General features: G+C 73.2%; 14 protein-coding genes. 7 read left to right on the top strand and 7 right to left on the bottom strand.

Annotated features, from left to right (window positions below):
* The first annotated feature begins 42 nt into the window (after positions 1–42).
* Complete coding sequence (locus BS73_RS27305; protein WP_037581329.1) at positions 43–1,059, top strand: LLM class F420-dependent oxidoreductase; 1,017 nt, start codon at positions 43–45, stop codon at positions 1,057–1,059.
* Positions 1,060–1,074: 15 nt separating this feature from the next.
* Complete coding sequence (locus tag BS73_RS36615) at positions 1,075–1,251, top strand: substrate-binding domain-containing protein (protein WP_084704397.1); 177 nt, start codon at positions 1,075–1,077, stop codon at positions 1,249–1,251.
* 127 nt (positions 1,252–1,378) lie between these two features.
* On the opposite strand, the gene BS73_RS27300 is transcribed toward BS73_RS36615, so the two are convergent.
* Complete coding sequence (locus tag BS73_RS27300; protein WP_037576908.1) at positions 1,379–2,293, bottom strand: LysR family transcriptional regulator; 915 nt, start codon at positions 2,291–2,293, stop codon at positions 1,379–1,381.
* A gap of 71 nt (positions 2,294–2,364) precedes the next feature.
* Between BS73_RS27300 and hisD the strand changes: the two genes are divergently transcribed.
* The 3 genes from hisD (at position 2,365) to BS73_RS27285 (ending at position 6,114) form a co-directional block, all read left to right on the top strand.
* Positions 2,365–3,684 (top strand): histidinol dehydrogenase, encoded by a 1,320-nt coding sequence (gene hisD / locus BS73_RS27295; protein WP_037576905.1) that lies wholly within the window; start codon positions 2,365–2,367, stop codon positions 3,682–3,684.
* Between the two features lie 100 nt (positions 3,685–3,784).
* Positions 3,785–5,287, top strand: coding sequence for an APC family permease (locus BS73_RS27290; RefSeq protein WP_161789711.1), 1,503 nt, complete (start codon positions 3,785–3,787; stop codon positions 5,285–5,287).
* Positions 5,287–6,114, top strand: a complete 828-nt coding sequence (locus BS73_RS27285; protein ID WP_037576900.1) for a nitrilase-related carbon-nitrogen hydrolase — start codon at positions 5,287–5,289, stop codon at positions 6,112–6,114. Before BS73_RS27290 ends, BS73_RS27285 begins: the two co-directional genes overlap by 1 nt.
* A 103-nt stretch (positions 6,115–6,217) precedes the next feature.
* On the opposite strand, the gene BS73_RS27280 is transcribed toward BS73_RS27285, so the two are convergent.
* Together BS73_RS27280 and BS73_RS27275 are read right to left on the bottom strand one after the other, a co-directional pair.
* Complete coding sequence (locus tag BS73_RS27280) at positions 6,218–8,026, bottom strand: MFS transporter (protein WP_051940810.1); 1,809 nt, start codon at positions 8,024–8,026, stop codon at positions 6,218–6,220.
* A 91-nt stretch (positions 8,027–8,117) separates the two neighbouring features.
* Positions 8,118–8,639: a TOBE domain-containing protein gene (locus BS73_RS27275; protein WP_037581323.1), complete on the bottom strand. Its 522-nt coding sequence runs from the start codon at positions 8,637–8,639 to the stop codon at positions 8,118–8,120.
* Between the two features lie 185 nt (positions 8,640–8,824).
* On the opposite strand from BS73_RS27275, the gene BS73_RS27270 reads away from it, so the two are divergent.
* Together BS73_RS27270 and BS73_RS27265 are read left to right on the top strand one after the other, a co-directional pair.
* Complete coding sequence (locus BS73_RS27270) at positions 8,825–9,736, top strand: substrate-binding domain-containing protein (protein WP_037576897.1); 912 nt, start codon at positions 8,825–8,827, stop codon at positions 9,734–9,736.
* Between the two features lie 95 nt (positions 9,737–9,831).
* The gene (locus BS73_RS27265) at positions 9,832–11,733 is read left to right on the top strand and encodes an ABC transporter ATP-binding protein/permease (RefSeq protein ID WP_063837188.1); all 1,902 of its coding nucleotides are present in this window, start codon (positions 9,832–9,834) and stop codon (positions 11,731–11,733) included.
* Positions 11,734–11,908: 175 nt separating this feature from the next.
* On the opposite strand, the gene aroQ is transcribed toward BS73_RS27265, so the two are convergent.
* The 4 genes from aroQ to BS73_RS27245 form a co-directional block, all read right to left on the bottom strand.
* Positions 11,909–12,379, bottom strand: a complete 471-nt coding sequence (gene aroQ, locus BS73_RS27260; protein ID WP_037576894.1) for a type II 3-dehydroquinate dehydratase — start codon at positions 12,377–12,379, stop codon at positions 11,909–11,911.
* A gap of 79 nt (positions 12,380–12,458) precedes the next feature.
* Positions 12,459–13,292, bottom strand: coding sequence for a maleylpyruvate isomerase N-terminal domain-containing protein (locus tag BS73_RS27255; RefSeq protein WP_037576891.1), 834 nt, complete (start codon positions 13,290–13,292; stop codon positions 12,459–12,461).
* Positions 13,293–13,367: 75 nt separating this feature from the next.
* A complete protein-coding gene (locus BS73_RS27250; RefSeq protein ID WP_037581318.1) occupies positions 13,368–14,438 on the bottom strand; it encodes a prenyltransferase/squalene oxidase repeat-containing protein in 1,071 nt (356 codons plus the stop codon).
* Positions 14,439–14,539: 101 nt separating this feature from the next.
* Positions 14,540–15,295: a class I SAM-dependent methyltransferase gene (locus tag BS73_RS27245; protein ID WP_051940804.1), complete on the bottom strand. Its 756-nt coding sequence runs from the start codon at positions 15,293–15,295 to the stop codon at positions 14,540–14,542.
* Positions 15,296–15,331: the final 36 nt, after the last annotated feature.

Below are 15,331 nucleotides of genomic sequence, written 5' to 3'. Positions count from 1 at the left end.
TCTGACGGACCGTCAGATTACGGAGGTGCACCCATGCCGCGGCTGCGACTCGGCCTGGCGCTCGGCTACTGGGGCGCGGCCCCGACCCCTGGATTCGTCGAACTCGCCCAGCACGCCGAGCGGCTGGGCTACCACTCCGTCTGGACCGCCGAGTCCTGGGGCTCGGACGCCTTCACCCCGCTCACCTGGATCGCCGCGCAGACCTCCACCATCCGCCTGGGCACCGGGGTGGCCCAGCTCGCCGCCCGCACCCCGACCGCCACGGCCATGCACGCCCTCACCCTGGACCACCTCTCCGGCGGCCGGATGATCCTCGGCCTCGGCCTCTCCGGCCCCCAGGTCGTCGAGGGCTGGTACGGCAGGCCGTTCCCGCGCTCGCCGCTCACCTCGGTCCGGGAGTACGTCGACATCGTCCGGCAGGTGCTGCGCCGGGAGAGTCCGGTCACCTCGGAGAGCGCCTACCATCCGCTCCCCTACACCGGCCCGGACGGCACCGGACTCGGCAAGCCGCTGAAGCCGATCGTCCACCCGCTGCGCGCCGGACTCCCCATCCTGCTGGGCGCGGAGGGCCCGAAGAACATCGCCCAGACGACCCGGATCGCGGACGGCTGGCTGCCGCTCTACTACTCCCCCGAACGCGAGCGCGAGGGCCTGTGGGACGAGCCGCTCTCGGCCGCCCCCGCCGGCTTCACCATCGCCCCCCTGGTCCACGCCCAGCTCTGCGACGACGTCGAGCAGGGCCTCGCCCCGATCCGGGCCGCGCTCGGCTTCTACGTCGGCGGGATGGGCGCCCGCGGCCGCAACTTCCACGCCGACCTGATGGCGCGGATGGGGTACGAGGCGGAGGCCCGGAAGATCCAGGAGCTCTTCCTGGGCGGCCACCGGGCGGAGGCGATCGCCGCCGTCCCCGAGTCATTCGCGGACGAGATCTCCCTGGTCGGCCCGCGCGCCCGGATCGCGGACCGGCTGGCCGCCTGGGAGGCCAGCCGGGCCACCGACCTCCTCCTCACCACCCGCGACCCCGAGACCCTGAGCGCCCTGGCCGAACTCGCGCTCTGACCACTGGCCCTGACAATGGCCGCGTGGGAGGCGTTCCGCCTCACCACCGTCCGCCACGACCTCCGCGAACTCTCCCGCCAGGCGGCCCGCCTGCTGGTCCGCCGGATCGACGGGGAGGCGGACCCAGCGGACGAACGCCTCGTCCAGCCCACCCAGTTCGTCCCCCGCGCCACCCACGCCCCGGCCGACTGAGCGCTCCCGCCTGCCGCGCCCCTCGCCGAAGGCCCGCCGTGCCGGCGGCGGGGGACCCGCGCCGGCGGGCGGCCTGGCTTCGGTGGGAGACCGAGGCGTGGCCGCCGCCCGGCGGGCGCCGGTGGGCTCAGGCGGGTCGGCCGCTGCGCATTCGCGCGCGGAGCGTGCGTTCCGCCAGTTCGACGATCTTCTGGGTGGCGGGGGAGATCAGGCCGCCCTCTCGGCGGATCAGGGCGATGGTGTCGTGGAGGGGTTCGGCGAAGCCGGTGGTGTGGATGCTCTTCGGGAAACCGGGGCTCTCCGCGATCGCGCGGCTGACGATGGTGTCGCCGGCGCCGTTGGCGACCAGGTTGACGGCGGTCTCCACATGCTCGACCTCGATCGCGGGGCTGATCCGCACCCCCGCCAGCTGCGCCCGCTCCAGCAGCTGCCGCCGCGTCGGGTCCTGCCAGCCGGAGTGGGCGTCGTAGAGGACCAGGTCGGCCGCGGCCAACTCCTCGATGGTGACCGGCCCTCGGCGCGGATCGCGGCTCGCCGAGGCGTACAGCACCTCGTCCCGGAAGAGCGGCTTGACCACCAGGCCCTCGTCCGGCACCGGCAGCACCACCAGCGCGGCCTCGATCTCGCCCGAGGCCACCGAGGAGGCGACCAGGCCGGAGTTGAGACCGACCATCCGGATCCGGATGTTGGGGTAGCGGGCATGGAACCGCTGCACCAGGTCGGCCAGGTCGTAGTAGGCCGCGTTGCGCAGCACGCCGAAGGTGCAGACCCCGCCCTCCAGCGAGGTCAGCGACCGCATCGCGGTCAGCCCGTTCTCCACCGCGCTGACCGCGTCCAGGGCGTGGACGCGCAGCTCGGCCGCCGCCGCGGTGGGCACCAGACGCCGGCCGCCGCGGACGAAGAGGCGCAGGCCGACCTCCTCCTCCAGCCGGGCGACGAGCTCCGAGACGGAGGCCTGGCTGGTGTCCAGCCGGCCCGCAGCGGCGGTGAAGGAGGAGAGTTCGTAGGCGGCGAGGAACGCCTTCAGTTGAGCCAAGGTCACAGGGAAAGCCTATAGCCCGCATCGCATGACTCAGGGTTGTCCTTTGACTGCGCTCGGCCTACCGTCGGCGCATGCAGATCAACAAGGCCGACCTGGCCTACATCCACGGAAACTTCGACACCCTCAAGCAGCCGGCCGTCGGGGGCGTTCCGGCCCAGCGGCTCCCCGCAGTGGTGGAGACGGTCTCCCGGATGCTCTCCGACATCGAGAAGAACGGCATGGACGCCGTTCTCAGATACTCCCGCGAGCTCGACGGCTGGCAGGGCGGCGATGTCGAGATCAGCGCGGCCGAGTTGAAGCGCACCGGCGACAGCCTCTCCCCCGAGCTGCGGCAGGCGCTCGCCGCCGGCGCCGAGCGCACCCGCCTCTTCGCGGTCGAGCAGCGCGAGCACCTCCAGGACTTCGAGACCGAGCTGATCCCGGGCGTGGTCACCGGCCAGAAGTACCTTCCGGTCCCCCGGGTCGGCGCCTACCTGCCCGCCGGCAACTTCCCGATCCTGGCCAGCGCCTTCATGACGGTCGGTGTCGCCAAGGCGGCCGACGTGCCCACCGTCCTGGCCTGCACTCCCCCCACTGCCGAGCAGGGCGGCCACCCCGCCGTGCTGTACGCCGCGTACCTCTCCGGTGTCGACCGCGCCTTCGCCCTCGGCGGGGTGCAGGCACTGGCCGCGATGGCCTTCGGGCTGCTCGGCGACCAGCCGGCGGACATGCTGGTCGGCGCCGGCAACGCCTATGTCACCGAGGCCAAGCGGCAGTTGTTCGGTCGGGTCGGTATCGACCTGCTGGCCGGCCCCTCCGAGGTCGCCGTGATCGCCGACGAGACCGCCGACCCGGAACTGGTCGCCGCCGACCTCCTCGGCCAGGCCGAGCACGGCAGGCAGTCCCCCGCCTCGCTGGTGACCACCTCCCGCGAGCTCGGCCTGGCCGTGCTGGAGGAGGTGGAGAAGCAGCTGCGGCAGCTGCCCACCCGGGACATCGCCGAGCCGGCCTGGCGGGACCACGGAACGGTGTATGTCGCCGAGGACCGGCAGACCGCTGTGGAGCTGATGGACCTCCTCGCCCCCGAGCACCTCGAGGTCATCAGCGCGGACGACGACTACTACCACCAGAACCTGAAGAACTACGGCTCGATCTTCCTCGGTGCCTGGTCCACGGTCGCCTACTCCGACAAGGGCATCGCCGGCACCAACCACGTCCTCCCCACCGGCCGCGGCGCCCGGGCGTCCGCCGGCCTCTCGGTCTCCCGCTTCCTCAAGCCGCTGACCTTCCAGAAGGTCTCCGCGGAGGCCACCCCGGACCTGGCCGCCCATGTCGAGGCGATCTCCGACTTCGAGGGGATGGCCGCGCACAGGGCGACCGCGACCCTCCGCAGGATCCGCCACTCCGGCTGACCCCCGGCCCCGACCGCTCAGCAGTTCAGCCGCTCCGCAGTTCAGCAGCTCAGCAGTTCAGCCGTTCAACCGATCCATCGAACGAGACCGAGGCCCACCGATGACAGTGAACGCCGACAGAGCCGGGGGAACCGGCAGAACCGACGGTTCCCCCGCTTCGCCCTCCCCCGACGGCCTCCGTCGCGAGCTGAAGGTCACCGACGCCGCGGCCTTCTCCGTCGGGCTGATCGGACCGGTCGGGGCGATGGCCCTGCTCGGCGTGGGCGCGGCGGGACTGCTGGGCCAGGGAGCCACCTGGGCCTTCGTCTTCGCCATCGCTGGCGTCCTGCTCGTCGGCTACGGCTTCATCAAGATGTCCCGGCACGTCTCGCACACCGGGTCGGTCTACGCGCTGGTCGGCCGGACGATCGGGGCCCGGACCGGCTTCGTCGCCGGCTGCGCCCTCTTCATGGCCTACGCCACCATCGGCACCGGGTCGACGATCGAGGTCGCCCTCTTCTTCAACAAGGTGCTCTCCCGGCTCCACCTGCTCGGCGCGGGCACCTCGGAGTGGATCTGGACGGACCTGGTCGGGCTCGCGGTCGTGGTGGCGCTCTCACTGAGCGAGGTCCGGGTCCTCACCCGGATCCTCCTCTGCTGCGAGCTGGTCGGTGCGGTGCTGGTCGGGGTGCTGAGCATCGTGATCCTGGTCCGCACCGGCACCGGCCACGCCCCCGGCGGGCGGACGCTCGGCTGGCACTTCCTCAGCCTGCCGAGCGGAACGGGCTTCGGCACCATCGCCGGCGCGGCGGTCTTCGGCTTCCTCGCCTTCGCCGGCTTCGAGGGCGCGGCGGCGCTCGGCGAGGAGACGGTGAACCCCAAGCGCGAGATCCCCCGCGCGCTGAAGATCACCATGGCCGTGGTCGGCTCCTTCTTCCTCCTCGCGATCGTCGGCGAGTCGGTCGGCTACGGCTCCACCTCCGCCGGGGCGGCGGTCTTCGCCGCGGCCGAGGACCCCTACGGAAGCCTGGCGGACCAGTACATCGGCAGCGCCTTCGGCGTCCTCCTCGACCTGGTCGCCGCCTTCAGCGTCTTCGCGATCACCCTCGGCACGGTCAACGGCGCGGCCCGGGTGGGCTACGCGGTGCTGCGCGACGCCGGCGTGCGCGGGCCGGCCGTGCGGCTGACCAGGCGCGGCGCCCCGGTCGGGATGATCTGCGTGACCAGCGCGATCATCCTGTGCTGCGCGGTAGGCCAGCGGCTGGCCGGTACCGGCGTCGTGGACGCCGCCTTCTACTGGCTCACCCTCGGCACCATCGCGCTGCTCGCGGCGTACGCGCTGGCGACGGCGGGGGCGCTGCGCTTCCTCTTCCTCGGCGGGCAGCGGCGGGCACCGCGCTGGCAGGTCGTCGTACCGTTGCTCGCACTGGCCTTCATCGTCTACACCATCTTCAAGAACGTCGTGGGCGTCGAGGGGCCCTACCGCGTCTTCCCGTACATCGCGCTCGGGGTGCTGGCGGTCGCGACCCTCGTCGTCAGCGCCGTGCCCGGCCTCGCGGAGCGGTTGCGGGGGCGGATCGCCCAGTCCGAGCACGAGCACCACCTCGAACCCGAGGAGTCCTGATGACCCGGATCGTCTGCCGCCAACTCGCCCCGCGCCTGGGCGAACTCGCCGCCAACCAGCGGCGGATCGTCGAGACCCTCGCCGAGGCGACCGCCGCCGGGGCCGAGGTGATCGTCCTTCCGGAGCTGGCCACCTCCGGCTACGTGTTCGAGACCGAGGAGGAGCTCAAGGCCTGCGCGATCACGGCGGACGACCCGCTGCTCGGCGAGTGGTCGGCGGCGATCGCGGGCTCGGCTTCCTCCTCCGCCGTCCTGGTCTGCGGCTTCGCCGAGCTCGGCGCGGACGGCCTGCTCTACAACAGCGCGGCCGTCGTCGACGCCGGCGGCACCCTCGCCGTCTACCGCAAGGCGCACCTCTGGGACCGGGAGAAGCTCTTCTTCACCCCGGGCTCGGAGCTGCCGCCGGTGGTGGAGACGGCCTTCGGCCGGATCGGCGTGATGGTCTGCTACGACCTGGAGTTCCCGGAGTTCACCCGCGCGGTGGCGCTGGCCGGCGCGGACCTCCTCGCCATCCCCACCAACTGGCCCTGGACGGACCGCCCGGAGGGCGAGCACGCGCCGGAGGTGGTGATCGCCCAGGGCACCGCCCGGATCAACCACCTGGCCATCGCCTGCTGCGACCGCAGCGGCGTCGAACGCGGCACGCGGTGGAACGAGGGCACCGCCCTGATCGACCCGGACGGCTGGCTCGTCGCCGAGGCGGGCCCGGGCGCGGACGCGGAGGCCGCCGCCGACCTCGACCTCGCGCGTTCCCGCGACAAGTCCTACAACCCGCGCAACGACGTCCTGGCGGACCGGCGGACGGACCTCTACCCGTCGGGACGCTGAGGGCCCGGCGGGCTTCTTCGCCCCGGAAGCGCCGCCCCTTCGGGCGTCGTCCCGGGGCGGCCGAAGCGGGACCCAGGAAACGCTAAGACGCCTCCAGGAAACGCTAAGGCGTCTCGCGGCCACCGCCCCCGCGCGCCGACTCCTCGTCGGGGACGACCAGTTCGGCCATGGTGGTGCCGGACTCACCCGCCGCCGCGGCCAGCTCGGAGCCCAGGGACTCGTGGCGCACCACGGACTCCCGCCGCCGCGGCCGCAGGCTGCTGGTCAGCATCGACGCCACCGCCGCGACCACGCACGCGACCACCGCGAACCAGAAGGCGGTCACCAGCCCCTGGTGGAACGGCTTCGCGATCAGGTGCGGAAAGTACTGAGTACTCGTCAACTCCTTGCCGCCGCCCGGGAGTCCGGAGAGATGCGGGCCCAGCAGCTGCCGCAGCGGGTTGTAGCCGAGGAAGGCCGCGAAGAGGAGGGCGATCGGCGGCAGGGCGGCGATCTGGCGGGCCTCCGCCGCCGGCACCCCGTGCTGGATCAGGCCGCTGGTCATCGTCGCCGGCAGGCTGTGCGAGAGCCCGGCCACCATCAGGCTGAAGAAGATGCCGATGGAGAGGACCATCGCCACGTTCTGGAAGGTGGCGGTCATCCCCGCGCCCGCGCCGCGCGCGTCCGGCGGGACCGAGTTCATCACCTCGGCCCGGTTCGGCGAGGCGAACAGCCCGGAGCCCAGCCCGTTGACCACCAGCAGCAGTGCGAAGACCGGATACCCGAAGTCCGTCGGCAGCGTCATCAGCACCAGGAAGGACCCGGCCGTCACCAGCGTCCCGAGGACGGTGAAGCCGCGCGGCCCGAAGCGGTCGGAGAGCCAGCCGGAGGCCGGTGCGGAGACCAGGAAGCCGACGGTCATCGGGATCATGTAGATACCGGCCCAGAGCGGCGTCCGCTCGAAGCTGTAGCCGTGCAGCGGCAGCCAGATCCCCTGCAGCCAGATGATCAGCATGAACTGCAGCCCGCCGCGGCCGAGGGCGGTCAGCAGGCTGGCGATGTTGCCCGCGGTGAACGCCCGCAGCCGGAAGAGGGAGAGCCGGAAGAGCGGCTCCGCGACCCTGGTCTCGATCCCCACGAAGAGCCCCAGCACGGCCAGCCCGCCGATGATGCAGCCCAGCACCATCGGGTTGGCCCACCCCATGGTGGAACCGCCGTACGGCTGGATCCCGTAGGTGATCCCGACCAGCACCGCGATCAGGCCGACCGCGAAGGTGACGTTCCCCCACCAGTCCATCCGGGCCGGCCGCCGCACCCCGGTGTCCTTGAGCTTGAGGTACGCCCACACCGTGCCGAAGAGCCCGACCGGGACCGAGACCAGGAAGACCAGCTTCCAGTCCACCGGCGCCAGCACCCCGCCGAGGATCAGCCCGATGAAGGAGCCGGCGATGCCGGCGATGGTGTTGATCCCCAGCGCCGTTCCGCGCTGGTCGGCGGGGAAGGCGTCGGTGAGGATCGCTGTGGAGTTGGCGAAGAGCAGTGCCCCTCCGATCCCCTGCACCACCCGCCAGCCGATCAGCCACAGCGCCCCGGCGGTGCCGTGCATCCAGGTGACGGAGAGGAGCACCGAGCAGACGCTGAAGACGGCGAAGCCGAGGTTGTACATCCGCACCCGGCCGAACATGTCGCCGAGCCGGCCGAAGGCGACCACCAGCACCGCGGTGACCACCATGAAGCCCATCAGCATCCAGAGGAGATAACTGGTGTTCGAGGGGTCGAGGGGATCAAGCCTGATCCCCCGGAAGATGTCCGGGAGGGCGATCAGCACGATCGACTGGTTGATCATCACCATCAGCACACCGAGGGTGGTGTTGGACAGCGCGATCCACTTGTAGCGGTCGGAGTGGCCTGAACTGCGTTCCGCGACGGGCATGGGCCTCAACTTCCCTTGCGCACTACGCTATTTGGCAGCTACATACAACCATTAACCTACCCGGTGAGGCCCCGCCGGGAAGGGCGCACTCTCAGCTCAGATCGACATGGACGTTGGTGGACTTGACCCTCGCGGTCGCCTCCATCCCCACCTCCAGGCCGAGTTCCTCCACCGCCTCGCGGGTGAGGAGGGAGACCAGCCGGTGCGGCCCGGCCTGGATCTCCACCTGGGCCGCCACGTCGCCGAGCTTGATCGCCGTGACGATTCCGGGGAAGGAGTTCCGGACCGAAGTGGCCGGCCGCTCGTCCTCCTCGCGGCTCGTGCCACCCCCTGCGCCCCCGGCTCCCCCGCCGCTTCCGCTCCCGCCGCTGCTCCCGCTCGCGCTGCCGCTCCCGCTCGCGCTGCCGCTCCCGCTCCCGCTCGCGCTTCCGCTGCCGCCGGTGTCCCCCGCGGCCAGTGCGACGGCGAACGCGGCCAGGTCCCGACCGTCGATCAGCCGCCGCCCGGAGCCGTCGCGACGGGTGCCGAGCCGTCCGGCGTCGGCCCAGCGGCGCACGGTGTCCGGGCTGACGCCGAGCAGCCGGGCGGCACGGCCGATGGTGTAGGAGCGCATGGCCAGCACCCTACGGCGTCCGCGCCGTCGCCGACCGCCCGGACCATCGGATCATGCCCCTCGCAGATGCGAGCCCACATGCCGTTCCGCGTTGCATCTTCGTCTCGGACTCTGGATCAAGCTGGCATCTGCGGATAGCGTGAACACGGCACGCCCCGGTCCCCGGAGATGGAGAAGAGAGCGACATGCGCACTACCGCCCGAGCCCTGGCCCTGCTGGCGGCGGCAGGCACCGTCCTCGCCGCGGCCGGCTGCTCGTCCGGCTCGAACAGCTCCGGCACCTCCGACGCCGCGGCCTCCTCCTCGGCCAAGGCCTCCGGCAAGGCCCAGGTGCTGTACGCGGGCTCGCTGGTCAACCTCATGGAGAAGCACATCGGGCCGGCCTTCTCCTCGGCCACCGGGTACGGCTACTCCGGCGTCGGCGAGGGCTCCTCGCAGATCGCCAACGAGATCAAGGGCAAGGTCCGCCGGGGCGACGTCTTCATCAGCGCCAGCCCGAAGACCAACGCCGACCTGGAGGGCTCCGCCAACGGCGACAACGTCTCCTGGTACACCGAGTTCGCCAGCGCCCCCCTGATGCTCGCCTACAACCCGAAGAGCAGGTTCGCCGCGGACCTCAGGTCGAAGCCGTGGTACCAGGTGGTGACCGAGAGCGGCTTCCGGCTCGGCCACACCGACCCCAAGCTGGACCCCAAGGGGAAGCTCTCGGTCCAGGCCGAGCAGGAGGCCCAGACCCAGACCGGGCAGTCCGGGCTGGCCGCGAGGATCGAGAAGAACTCGTCGGTCTTCCCGGAGGAGACGCTGATCGGCCGGCTGGAGTCCGGGCAGCTGGACGCCGGCTTCTTCTACGCCAACGAGGCCACCGAGCAGAAGCTCCCGACGGTCGGCCTGGGCGGCGTCAAGCTCGCCGCCCACTACACCGTCACGGTGCTGGACAAGGCGCAGAACCCGGCCGCCGGGGCGGCCTTCGTCGGCTACCTGCTGGGCGCGAACGGATCCGCCGCGCTTAGGGCCGACGGCCTCACCGTCGAGACCCCGAAGCTCAGCGGCTCCCCGTCGGCCGTCCCCGCGGCCCTCCGCAAGACCGTCGGTGGCTGACGGCGCGGCCGGCCAGACGGGACGGAACGGTCCGGGCGGGCCGTCTACGATCGGCAGTCGGTGATCCCCGAGGTGAGGTGGTCCAGGTGGTCCAGATGGGCGGGACGAGGCAGGCGCTCGCGCCCTCGCGCGCCCGCACGCCGCTGCCCTGGCTGGGCGGGCTGCTGGCGCTGTACCTGCTGCTGCCGGTCGCGCTCTTCCTCCTCCGGTTCGGACGGGCGGCCGGCTCCGGCTCGGGCTCCTCGCTCTCCGCACCCGGCGTCGGGGACGCCCTGCTGGTCTCGGTGGAGACCGCCTCGATCGCCACCGGGGTGGTGGCCGTCCTCGGCGTCCCACTGGCGTATGTGCTGGCCCGGGCCCGCGGGCGACTGGCCGGGCTGATCGGGGTCGCCGTCCAACTCCCGCTCGCCCTCCCGCCGTTGATGAGCGGCATCCTGCTGCTCTACGTGGTCGGGCCGTACTCGGCGCTGGGCGGGTTCTTCGCCCGGTTCGGCTGGTCGCTGACGGACAGCAGGATCGGGATCGTCCTCGCCCAGGTCTTCGTCGAGGCGCCGTTCCTGGTCATCGCGGCGCGCTCGTCCTTCGCCGCCGCCGACCGGGACCTGGCCGACGTCGCGGCCACCCTCGGGCACGGCCCGTGGTCGCGGTTCGCCCGGGTCGCCCTCCCCGGCGCGCTCGGCGGCATCCGCGCCGGACTGCTGCTCGCCTGGCTGCGTGCCTTCGGCGAGTTCGGGGCGACCGTCATCCTCGCCTACCACCCCTCCTCGCTGCCGGTCTTCACCTATGTGCAGTTCGGCAGCACCGGGCTGGACTCCACCCTCGTCCCGGTCGCGGTCTGCCTGGCCGCGGCCGTGGTGGTGCTGACACTCAGCCAGATCGGCGTCTCGATGGGCCGCGCCCGGCGGCTGCGCCGCACGCCGGCGCTGCCGGAACCGCGCGCGCCCCGGGCCGCTCCGGCGACCGCCCTGCCCTCCTTCGAACTCGCCGCCCGCGCGGGCGGCTTCGACCTGGCGGTCAACCATCCGGCGCGGGGCCGGCACCTGGCGATCCTCGGCCCCTCGGGCGCCGGGAAGTCGCTGACCCTGCGCCTCCTCGCCGGGCTCGCCCCGCTCGCCTCCGGCCGGATCCGGCTCGGCGACGAGGACCTCACCCCGCTTCCGCCCGAGCGGCGCGGAATCGGCTACCTCCCGCAGGACGCCTGCCTCCTGCCGCACCTGACGGTCTGGCAGCAGATCACCTTCGGCGTCGGCACCGACCCGGCGGTGGCCGCGCACTGGCTGCACCGGCTGGGCCTGGCCGAGCTGGCCGGACGGCTTCCGCACCAGCTCTCCGGCGGCCAGCGCCGCCGGGTCGCGCTGGCCCGGGCGCTGGCCCGGGAGCCGCGGCTGCTCCTCCTCGACGAACCGTTCACCGGCCTCGACACCCCCGTCCGCGACGAGCTCCGCCGCGAGCTGCGGCGGCTCCAGCGCGAGGGCGCGGCGCCGGCGACCGTACTGGTCACCCACGACCCGGAGGAGGCCGCGCTGCTCGCCGACGACGTACTGCTGGTCTCCGACGGCCGCCTCCTCCAGTCCGGTCCGCAGGAGGACGTCTTCGCCCGCCCGTCCGGCCCGCGCTCGGCCCGGCTGCTGGGGCTGCGCAACCTGCTGCCCGGACGGGTCTCCGACGGCGAGCTGCGGGCGGCCGGCGGGGTGGCGCTGCCGCTGGGCGCGGAGGCCCCGGCCGACGGCGAGGTCACCTGGTGCATCCGCCCCGAGGACGTCCGGCTGACCGCCGACGGCGGGCAGCAGGCCCGCGTCCTGGACCGCGTCCGCCTCGGCCCGCTGACGGAGCTGACGCTCCTGGTCGGCGGCGAACTGGAGCTGGCGGCGCTGACACCGGCGCCGCCGGGGGGCGACACCGTGCGGATCGACCTGCCACCGCGCGCCGTCACGATCTGGCCCAGCGCGCCCGCGCACCCGCGCGTGGCGGACACCTCGCCAACGGCGGCACCATAGCGCCGGAGGTGGCGCCGCAGGCGCGCTTCAGGGGCGCGGGGAACTGCGCGGCCCGCGCGAACGGCGCCGCAGTCGGCAGCGGATCCTGGGTTGTCACCCGAACTCCGTTGCCGACTGCGGCGGGCCGCGCAGTTCCCCGCGCCCCTGAAGCGGCCCTGCGGGCCCGCTTCCGCCGCTACGCGCGCATCGCCTCTGCCTCCGCCTTGGCGTGGAGGGCGTCGATCGCCAGGCGGTAGCCGTCCGTGCCGAAGCCGACCATGATCCCGGCCGCGACCGGGGAGACGAACGAGTGGTGGCGGAACTCCTCGCGCTGGTGGACGTTCGAGATGTGGAGCTCGATCACCCGCACCTGGGCGCCCTTGATCGCGTCCTGGAGCGCGACCGAGGTGTGGGTGTAGGCGGCCGGGTTGAGGACGACCCCGATCGCCCGGCCCTCCGCCTGCGCCGTACCCGCCTCCTGGATCCAGTCGACCAGCGTGCCCTCGTGGTTGGTCTGCCGGAACTCCAGCGACAGGCCGAGCTTGCCGGCCGTCTCCGCGCACAGCGCCTCGACGTCGGCCAGCGTCTGGGCACCGTAGATTCCGGGCTCGCGCCGCCCCAGGAGGTTGAGGTTCGGGCCGTTGAAGACGTAGACGGTCAGCGACATGCGGTGGGGCTCCTCGGCATCGGGGACGCGATGGTCTCCGGCCATTCTGGGGCATCCCCCGGCGGCGCCCCGGACCGCGTCACTCGAACGCCAGGCGGTCCAGCCAGTACTGGACCAGCTCCGCGTCTCCGCTCAGCCGCAGTCCGGGCGCCGCCCGCCAGCCGTCCAGCAGCCGCCGGTTGACCAGCAGCATCAGGCTGCGCACGGGCGCCCGCAGTATCGCGTCGGCCGGACCGTCCGCAGGGGCCGGCCCCGCCGTGAAGCCGTCCGGCAGCCGCCGCAGCGCCCAGGCGCGGGCCTCGCCGGCCTCGGCGGCCCCGCCGGCCGCATCGGTGGCCACCAGCCGGACCGTCCGGTCCTCGCCCGGCAGCTCCGCCAGCCGCTTGCTGAAGCCCCATCGGGCGATCGGCCGCAGGGCGCCCAGGTACTCGTCGATGTTGTCCGCGGCCAGCTCCGCGGCCACCTCGAAGCCGTCCCCGTCCGGACCGGCCCCGCCCACCGCCAGGGCCGCGTCCAGACGGTGGATCAGCAGCTCGTGGGTCATCCGCCGGGCCCAGAAGCCGGTCCGCTGGGCGTCCCCCCAGGACCAGCAGGGGGCGTCGGGGCCCGCCTCGGCGCTCTCCCGGGAGAGCCGCCCGGCCTGCGCGACCAGCCATTCCGCGGCCGCCGGCAGCTCCTTCGGCGGCTCCGGCTCCTCCAGCCTCATCGGCTCCAGGTCGGGGTCCGCCCGCCGCCGTACGATCTCGCCGCCCCACCAGACGGCCCCGCCCGCGTGGCCGACCAGTTCGGTCAGCGTCCACTCCGGGCAGCTCGGCACCCGCGCCCCGCCGTCCGCCCCGGCCACGGTGGAGGCGAACGCCTCCGCCTGCCGCCCCAGCTCGTCGAGATACCGCTCATGCGGCAACCAGTCCATACGGAACCCCCCTGTGCGGAAGCGTCGGTCGACCGGTCACACGCTAGCCGCGGCCACTGACAACCGCCCCTCGTTTCAGCCCCGGTCGGCCTCGGCGCAGCACTCCTCGCCGACCGAGAGGCCGGCCGGCAGGTGGTCCCCACCGAAGACGGCCGCCGTCGCCTGGTCCCCGCCCAGTGCCGCGCAGGCGAGCAGCACCGCGCCGGCCGTCCAGGTGGTGCGCTCCTCGGGCCAGATCGCCGAGTCCTCGTAGACGTAGCCGGTCCAGTAGCCGCCGTCCGGCTCGTGCCGCAGGTGGCCGATGTCCCGGAGGATCGTCACCGCGCGGTCGGCCTGGCCCACCGCCCAGAGGGCGAGGGCGAGTTCGGCGCTCTCGCCGCCGGTCACCCACGGCCGGTCGTCGACGCAGCGGACCCCGAGGCCGGGCACGACGAACCGGTCCCAGCCCTCCTTGATCCTCGCCTCCGCGGCGGCCCCGCGCAGCGCGGTGCCGAGCACCGGGTAGTACCAGTCCATCGAGTACCGGGACTTGTCCAGGAAGTACTCGGGGTGCGCGGCCACCGCGTGCCCGAGCTGCCCGGTCGCCAACTCCCAGTCCGGCTGCGGCTCCTCGACCGCCTCGGCGATGGCCAGGGCGCAGCGCAACGCGTGGTGGACCGAGGAGCAGCCGGTGAGCAGTGCCCCGTCGGCGGTGCTGCCGTCCTCCTCGCGCCGCCAGGCGACGGTGCCGTCCCCGCGCTGCAGCGCGAGGACGTACTCGACGGCGCGGGCGACGGCCGGCCAAGCGCGCTCCAGGAAGGCGTCGTCGCCGGTGCTGAGGTGGTGGTGCCAGACACCGACGGCGATGTAGGCGCAGAAGTTGGACTCCCGCGAGCGGTCCTCCGGCCGGCCGTCGCGGTAGGCGGCGTACCAGGAGCCGTCGGCGTTCTGCCGGCCGAGCAGCCAGTCGTACGCGGCCTCGGCCGCCGCGTGCTCGCCGGCCGCGTCCAGGGCCATCGCGGCCTCGATGTGGTCCCACGGGTCGAGGTGCCCGCCGGTGAACCACGGTATCGAGCCGTCCGGCCGCTGCTCGGCCAGGATCGAGCGGACGGTGGCGGCGGCCTGCGCCCGGTCCAGGACGCCGGGCAGCAGCAGGCTCTCCGGCAGGGTGGCGCGCGGCTCCCCACCCGCCCGCGGCTCCCCGCCCGCCCGCCGGCGCTCGCCCGGCTGCGGCGGACCGTCCTGACGCGGGTCCGCTCCGCGCCGGCTCACTCGCCGCTCCCCTCGACCGCGCCGCCGCCGGTTCGCGGCTTGGTCGCGTAGACCACGAAGCTCTTGCCGATCACGGGGTTGAGCGCGCGCTCGGTCCATCGGGTCAGCCTGCCGACCACCGGCTTGCCGACGATGTCCCAGACCAGCAGCTGGTGGTAGGCCCGGACCGGCAGCGCCTTGTCGTTGTCCACCCCCACCGCGCACTTGATCCACCAGTACGGGCTGTGCAGCCCGTGGGCGTGGTGGGTGCCGTACGGGGCCAGCCCGGCCTCGCGCATCTTGCCGACCAGCTCGTCGCCCCGGTAGATCCGGATGTGGCCGCCCTCGACCTCGTGGTACTCGTCGGAGAGCGCCCAGCAGACCTTCTCGGGCCCATACCGCGGCACGGTGATCGCGATCGAGCCGCCGGGCTTCAGCACCCGCACCATCTCGGCGAGGACGCCCTTGTCGTCCGGGATGTGCTCCATCACCTCGGAGATGATCACCTTGTCGAAGCTGCCGTCCGGGAAGGGCAGCGAGAGGGCGTCCCCCTCCACGGCGATCGCGGAGGCGCCGGCCGGGGCCTCGCCGGCCTGCTCCATCGCCGCGAACCACTTCCGCACCTCGGCGATCTCCTCGGCGTTGCGGTCCAGGGCGACCACCCGGGCCCCGCGCCGGTAGCACTCGAAGGCGTGCCGGCCGCCGCCGCAGCCGAGGTCGAGCACCCGGTCGCCGGCGGCGAGCGGGAAGCGGGAGAAGTCCACGGTCAGCACGGTGGATGTGCTCCTATCGAGGGAGTTGACGGTGCG

The organism is Phaeacidiphilus oryzae TH49 (assembly GCF_000744815.1).
GTDB classification, from domain to species: Bacteria; Actinomycetota; Actinomycetes; order Streptomycetales; family Streptomycetaceae; genus Phaeacidiphilus; species Phaeacidiphilus oryzae.
This window is presented reverse-complemented; position numbering and strand designations above follow the sequence as displayed.

Coding starts and splice junctions, on each gene's coding strand:
- BS73_RS36615 (WP_084704397.1), top strand. CDS start 1,075: ATGGCCGCGTGGGAGGCGTTCCGCCTCACCACCGTCCGCCACGACCTC.
- hisD (WP_037576905.1), top strand. CDS start 2,365: ATGCAGATCAACAAGGCCGACCTGGCCTACATCCACGGAAACTTCGAC.
- BS73_RS27290 (WP_161789711.1), top strand. CDS start 3,785: ATGACAGTGAACGCCGACAGAGCCGGGGGAACCGGCAGAACCGACGGT.
- BS73_RS27285 (WP_037576900.1), top strand. CDS start 5,287: ATGACCCGGATCGTCTGCCGCCAACTCGCCCCGCGCCTGGGCGAACTC.
- BS73_RS27280 (WP_051940810.1), bottom strand. CDS start 8,026: ATGCCCGTCGCGGAACGCAGTTCAGGCCACTCCGACCGCTACAAGTGG.
- BS73_RS27275 (WP_037581323.1), bottom strand. CDS start 8,639: ATGCGCTCCTACACCATCGGCCGTGCCGCCCGGCTGCTCGGCGTCAGC.
- BS73_RS27270 (WP_037576897.1), top strand. CDS start 8,825: ATGCGCACTACCGCCCGAGCCCTGGCCCTGCTGGCGGCGGCAGGCACC.
- BS73_RS27265 (WP_063837188.1), top strand. CDS start 9,832: ATGGGCGGGACGAGGCAGGCGCTCGCGCCCTCGCGCGCCCGCACGCCG.
- aroQ (WP_037576894.1), bottom strand. CDS start 12,379: ATGTCGCTGACCGTCTACGTCTTCAACGGCCCGAACCTCAACCTCCTG.
- BS73_RS27255 (WP_037576891.1), bottom strand. CDS start 13,292: ATGGACTGGTTGCCGCATGAGCGGTATCTCGACGAGCTGGGGCGGCAG.